4 protein-coding genes are annotated in these 5,680 nt (G+C 45.3%); 3 read left to right on the top strand and 1 reads right to left on the bottom strand.

What is annotated here, in order from left to right; all coding sequences use genetic code 11:
* The first annotated feature begins 747 nt into the window (after positions 1-747).
* The 3 genes from ribBA to H140_RS0113430 all read left to right on the top strand — a co-directional run bounded on the left by ribBA (position 748) and on the right by H140_RS0113430 (position 5,299).
* Positions 748-1,863 (top strand): bifunctional 3,4-dihydroxy-2-butanone-4-phosphate synthase/GTP cyclohydrolase II, encoded by a 1,116-nt coding sequence (ribBA, locus tag H140_RS0113440; RefSeq protein ID WP_019674162.1) that lies wholly within the window; start codon positions 748-750, stop codon positions 1,861-1,863.
* Between the two features lie 102 nt (positions 1,864-1,965).
* A complete protein-coding gene (locus H140_RS0113435) occupies positions 1,966-3,081 on the top strand; it encodes an alpha/beta fold hydrolase (RefSeq protein ID WP_019674161.1) in 1,116 nt (371 codons plus the stop codon).
* Between the two features lie 49 nt (positions 3,082-3,130).
* Positions 3,131-5,299 (top strand): ATP-dependent helicase, encoded by a 2,169-nt coding sequence (locus tag H140_RS0113430; protein WP_019674160.1) that lies wholly within the window; start codon positions 3,131-3,133, stop codon positions 5,297-5,299.
* A gap of 228 nt (positions 5,300-5,527) precedes the next feature.
* Here the strand turns inward: H140_RS0113430 and H140_RS15710 are convergent.
* On the bottom strand, positions 5,528-5,680 hold a 153-nt coding region (locus H140_RS15710; protein ID WP_019674159.1), incomplete at its 5' end, for a zinc ribbon domain-containing protein.

The raw sequence follows: 5,680 nt of genomic DNA, 5'->3' as shown, positions 1-5,680 counted from the left end.
CGCTACACCCTTGTAAGCTATTTGCCATCAAGGGTTCGTTAAGCATTTGGTAGCTGACTTTATCATTGTGAATAAAACGCCATAATGCTTGTGTTTGAGCGAAACTACTTTGATTATTAATGGTAGCTTTCATACCTGTGTGTAGATAACCATTTAGGTGTGTGTGATTACGTACGAGTTGTTGATATCGTTTAATGAGCCTCGTATCTAGCTCCATTTTCTCTATGCCATACTAATTTATTCTAACAGGTTTATGAGCTGTTACCAATTGTGTAGATACCTATGCTTTGGAAAAGGAAGGGAGCCAAACCTTTTGTGAGTCGTGGCTTGGTATATAGTCTGGATACTATGGCGTAGGCTGGCGTGGAGGAACGACACCGGAGAATTTCCGCATTGAAGGTGGCCTTGTGATGCGGTTTAGCCTCTGAGCACCGTTAAAAAATTGCATTGCAATTTTAGGTGCGCAAGAGAAAATCGCTTAAAGGCGATTTTCTAAAGCGGTTAGCTTGGTGGGGCGTGGCGTATACAGTGCCTTGTACAGCGGTGGTATCGAGGTAACAGGAACAGCGCTGTGCTTAGGCACTGTACGCCTCGCACTGCCAACTAAAAGCGAAAAGCGGGATTGGCTTTCAACTTTTATGCCCTGATTAGTTTTATGTTTGTTACCTTTGTTAAATGGTACTGAGCGGCAGTTAAAGTTACAATGGGCTCCTAAAATTTGATTTTTGGAAAATAAGAGAACCTATCATGGCACTAGACAAGATTGAAGATATTATAGAAGACATCCGTATCGGCAAGATGGTTATTTTGATGGATGATGAGGACAGAGAAAACGAAGGCGACTTGATTATGGCTGCCACCCATGTCAATTCTGAAGCCATTAACTTTATGATTACTCATGCTCGTGGGCTGGTGTGTTTAACCTTGACTGAAGAACGTTGCCGCCGCCTTGAGTTGCCACTCATGAGTGACCGCAACCAAGCTAAGTTTAGCACCAACTTCACCGTCTCTATTGAAGCCGCTGAAGGGGTAACCACAGGCATCTCGGCTGCCGACCGTGCTCGTACAGTGCAAGCGGCAGTATCCGCAACGGCAAAAGCCGAAGACATTGTGCAACCAGGTCATATTTTCCCAATTATGGCGCAAAAAGGTGGCGTATTGCACCGTGCTGGTCATACAGAAGCAGGGTGTGATCTGGCTCGTTTGGCAGGGCTTGAGCCAGCTGCTGTGATTGTGGAAATTATCAATCCAGATGGCACTATGGCACGCCGTGATGACTTAGAGAAGTTTGCCGCTGAGCATAACTTAAAGATGGGCACCATTGCAGATCTAATCAATTATCGTATTGCCAATGAGCAGACGGTGAATGAAGTCAGCCAGCAGCCATTTGAAACTGAGTTTGGCACCTTTACCCTGTACCAATTCCAAGAATATGGTGCCACTGAAACCCATGTCGCCTTGGTAAAAGGCAATCCAAACGAAGGCGTGAGTACCGTGCGTGTACATGGCTTCCATCCGCTACGTGACTTATTTGCAGCTAAGCGTGATGGTACGGGGCGCAGTGGCTGGAGCGTGCAAAGCTCATTACAAGAGATTGCTCAGTCTGAGCGTGGCGTATTGGTGTGGATTGGCAGTGATCAGCCTGTGGATTTAGGCGAAGCACTTCAACGTGCCAGCGACAATCAATCTGTGTCTACCCTATCGAATCAGCCGTATCGTAGTATTGGGGTTGGTGCTCAAATTTTGCGTCATTTGGGTGTGCGTGACATGCGCTTACTGTCAACACCGTTGAAGTTTAATGCCTTATCTGGCTTTGATTTAAACGTGGTTGAGTGCATCGAGTCACCAGATGAAACCCGCTAATCTATAACTGTAACTGCATTAATATGACAGTAACAACATGACTGCAACAACGTGACAGTAACAACATGACTGCAACAATATGACAGTAACAACTGCAACAATATGACAGTAACAAACGCTGCCAACACTCTTGCCAGTAAGGCTTCTGCGGCTGCCTCTTCTATGGTGGCTGCCGTCGCTAAGCCCTACCAGCTGCAATTACAGCATCTGATCAGTAGCGATGGAACTCGTCTGCCGCTGCATGCGATCGGTGAAGGCGAGCCTGTGCTCATGCTGCATGCCTTTGGTATGGATGCTCGCCAGTTTTTGCCATTTGTGTTACCACTAGCAAAGCAATTTCGCTTTTATTTACCGCATTTTCGTGGCTTTGGCTTGGCCGCTGGTACGCCCAGTACTGAGCCAGATTTTATTGAGCAATATGCCGATGATGTGTCTGTGTTGCTCGATTATATTTGCGATAAGCATCAAACCGATGCGGTCGATGTGGCGGGCATCTCTATGGGGGCGTTGGTGATGTGGGCGCATTTTGCGCGTTATGCACAATCAGAAGATCCCATTTTAAATTTAGCAACTGGTCATAAAGTCCGCCGTTATTTAAATATAGATCAGTCGCCAATTGTACACAACCAACCCGACTGGCAAGGTGGTGTGTTTGGCGATAAGCAGCCTGAGGTATTTGCACGTTTTGAGCAGGTATTGCAGCAGGTGCTGCCTTATATTACGCCTGAGGCTCAGTCTTCTGAACAGCAGCAGCTTGGATTACTCACATCTGGCTTACAAAGATCCAGCTTTGAAAAGCAAGCGATAGACTTTCAACATCTGCCGTTTGCAGTGAAGCGTCAAATTACCCGTTTAGAAACCGACTTTTCGTTGATGTCCGTGGCCAAGCCCGCCTCTCGATTATTTATCCAAAGTACCAGCCGCTTGCCCGATCATAAGCTTGCCTTGTATCAGCACCCGACTTGGCGTCAAAAGCTACATGGCTTACAAGCTTATTTGCAATTGCCTTACGATTATCGAGCCGCCTTGCCAGCCACCGATATTCCAGTGACCTTGTTAATCGGTGCGCAATCAACATTGTATGATCCAAGCTGGCAGCGCAAACTTGCGACTTTATTACCGCAAGCTGAGGTGGTTGAGGTTTTAGGATCTGGTCACGCCATTCCTCTGGATGCACCGATTCGCTTTACCCAGGCGTTAAAGACGTTTTTAATGTAATTTCATTCATCTATATAGCAACGCACTCATCTAACATGATAGGGATACCATGACTGACACCGTATTTGACCTAGCCCCCTACTCCTATCCGCAGCTGCACTCGGACATCAAAGATAAGATGCGGCATTTACGTCAGTCTATTGATAGGCTGGAGGCCAACCTCATCACGCCTCAGTCGCTTGCAGAGGATGCCGCTCAGCACTCGCCAGCAGTAAAAACTGGTTCTACGGCCGATTATCTTAACGAACTCAACCCCAGTCAGCGCCTTGCTGCCACTACTATTGAAGGCAAGGCATTAGTAATTGCTGGCGCTGGCTCTGGCAAAACCAAAACCCTCACCTATCGCACCAGTTATTTGATTGAGCAAGGCGCAGATCCTCGCCAGATCTTGCTACTTACCTTTACTCGCAAAGCGGCCAATGAAATTAAAGGTCGAGTCAAAAGCTTATTGTCCGAGGACTTACCCGATGGCAAAAATATCAACGACATTACTAGTGGTACATTCCACTCGTTTTGTAATATGTTATTACGCCGCTACTCTAATTTGCTGGGTATCAGTGCCAAATTCACCATCTTGGATACTGGTGACAGTGAAGACGCTATTGACCTGATATCTAAAGAAAAAGGTTACTCTAAAAGACATAGCGAACAAGCCTTCCCACGCAAAGCACGGTTACAAAAGATCATCTCTGCCTCGCGCAATCGCCATATCTTAATTCACGACTTGATTGCCACTGAGTATCCAGACTTGAGCGTTCATGCTGATGCCATCAATCAGCTTGCCGAGGATTATCATAAATATAAGCGTGCCCATCATCTATACGACTTTGATGACATTATCTCGCAAGTGGTGAGGCATCTTAAAAACAATGTACAGTTTCGTAAAATACTACAAGACACCTACCGCTATGTCATGGTCGATGAGTATCAAGATACCAATATTCCACAAAAACAGCTGATTGATTATATTTGTCAGCCAAAACAAGTGTCGTTGATGGTGGTTGGTGATGACAATCAAAGTATTTATGCGTTTCGTGGAGCTAATTATGAAAACATTTTGTTGTTCTCTGACAGCTATCCAGACGCCAAGCTGATTAAGCTGGAGCAAAACTACCGCAGTACTCCTGCCATACTTGACTATGTCAACGCTTTATCAGATCAAATTACCTTTGGCTATCAAAAAAGATTGTTTTCAACGCTACCAACTCAGGGACAAAAACCACAATTTTGTCGGCGTAGCGATGAGGCGGCTGAAGCCAAATATATTGCTGACAAACTTATCGAGCTCAAGCCTGATCATGACTATAATGACTTTGCGGTGCTGGGGCGTACTTCGTTTCAATCCAGCCACGTTCAGTTAGAGTTTATCCAACGTGGCATTCCTTTTATTGTGGTTGGGGGTATCAAGTTCTTAGAAAAGCGCCATATCAAAGACGTTCTGGCATTGGTGAAAATCTTACATAACCCAAATGACACCATTGCTTGGCACCGTATTTTGACTTTGTTTAAAGGGGTTGGTCAGGTCACTGCAACCAAGCTGACCCAAGCCATCTTGCAACAAAACAGCTCATTGCAACCGCTATTAGATCCTAAGTTAAATAAAAAAAGCGAGCAGTTAATCGAGCTATATCAAGTACTGACCAAAGCCGAGCAAGCGGATACGGTCGCCGAAATGATTGATGTTTTGCTCGACTTTTATACCCCAGTATTACAGGCGTTAGAGGACAACTGGCGTGAGCGTGCTGAAGACTTTCGGGTACTAAAAAACTTAGCGCAAGAGCACAGCAGCATCGAGCGCTTCTTAGAAAGTCTCGCCTTAGATCCGCCTAATGATTCAGTCGCTACTTTTGACAACACAGCGCCTGAAGACAAGGATGCGGTCACTATATCGACTATTCACAGTGCCAAAGGGCTTGAGTGGCCAGTGGTGTTTATCAATGCCTTAATCGATGGCATGATGCCGCATCGGCACTCGATAGATGACTTTGAAGCGCTAGAAGAAGAGCGCAAGTTATTTTATGTCGCCTGTAGCCGTGCTAAAACCCACCTATATTTGACCGCACCCCATTATTTTGCAAGTTTTGCGGGTTATTTTGATAAGGTCTCACGCTTTATCAGTGAAGTTCCAGCAGATACGATTGAGTTAGCATCACAAACTCAACAACAGGTCAAGGATGGCTATGGCAAACAAAAAGAGCAAAAGCCGGATTGGTGGTAACGGCTGGTGTACAGTAGCAAACTTACTTCGGCTAACTCGGCTTAAAAACCTGCCAACTTGGCTTAATAAAATAACAACCTATTACCGTTCCGAAAAACTTACCTAAATCTACTCACGTAGTTTTAGTATTTTCTTCCTGCTTCATAGATGTTTGCCTTTGTGGTTACACGCAGGTCTTATATCATCTCCACAGGCTAACACGGTGGAACTCACCGCTTTGTTAACCCATCACTGATGGGTTAAAACTTTATCAGCATGTTGCAATATATTGATACTGGCATTGATATCTCTATCATTTGCTTGCTGACAAGACGGACACTGCCATCGTCTAACTGATAGTGGTAATTCGTCTTTGGTTAGCAAGTGACCGCAATTAGAACA

The organism is Psychrobacter lutiphocae DSM 21542 (assembly GCF_000382145.1).
Taxonomy (GTDB): domain Bacteria; phylum Pseudomonadota; class Gammaproteobacteria; order Pseudomonadales; family Moraxellaceae; genus Psychrobacter; species Psychrobacter lutiphocae.
The sequence above is the reverse complement of the archived record's forward strand: the minus strand, read 5'-3'. Positions and strand labels throughout refer to the sequence as shown.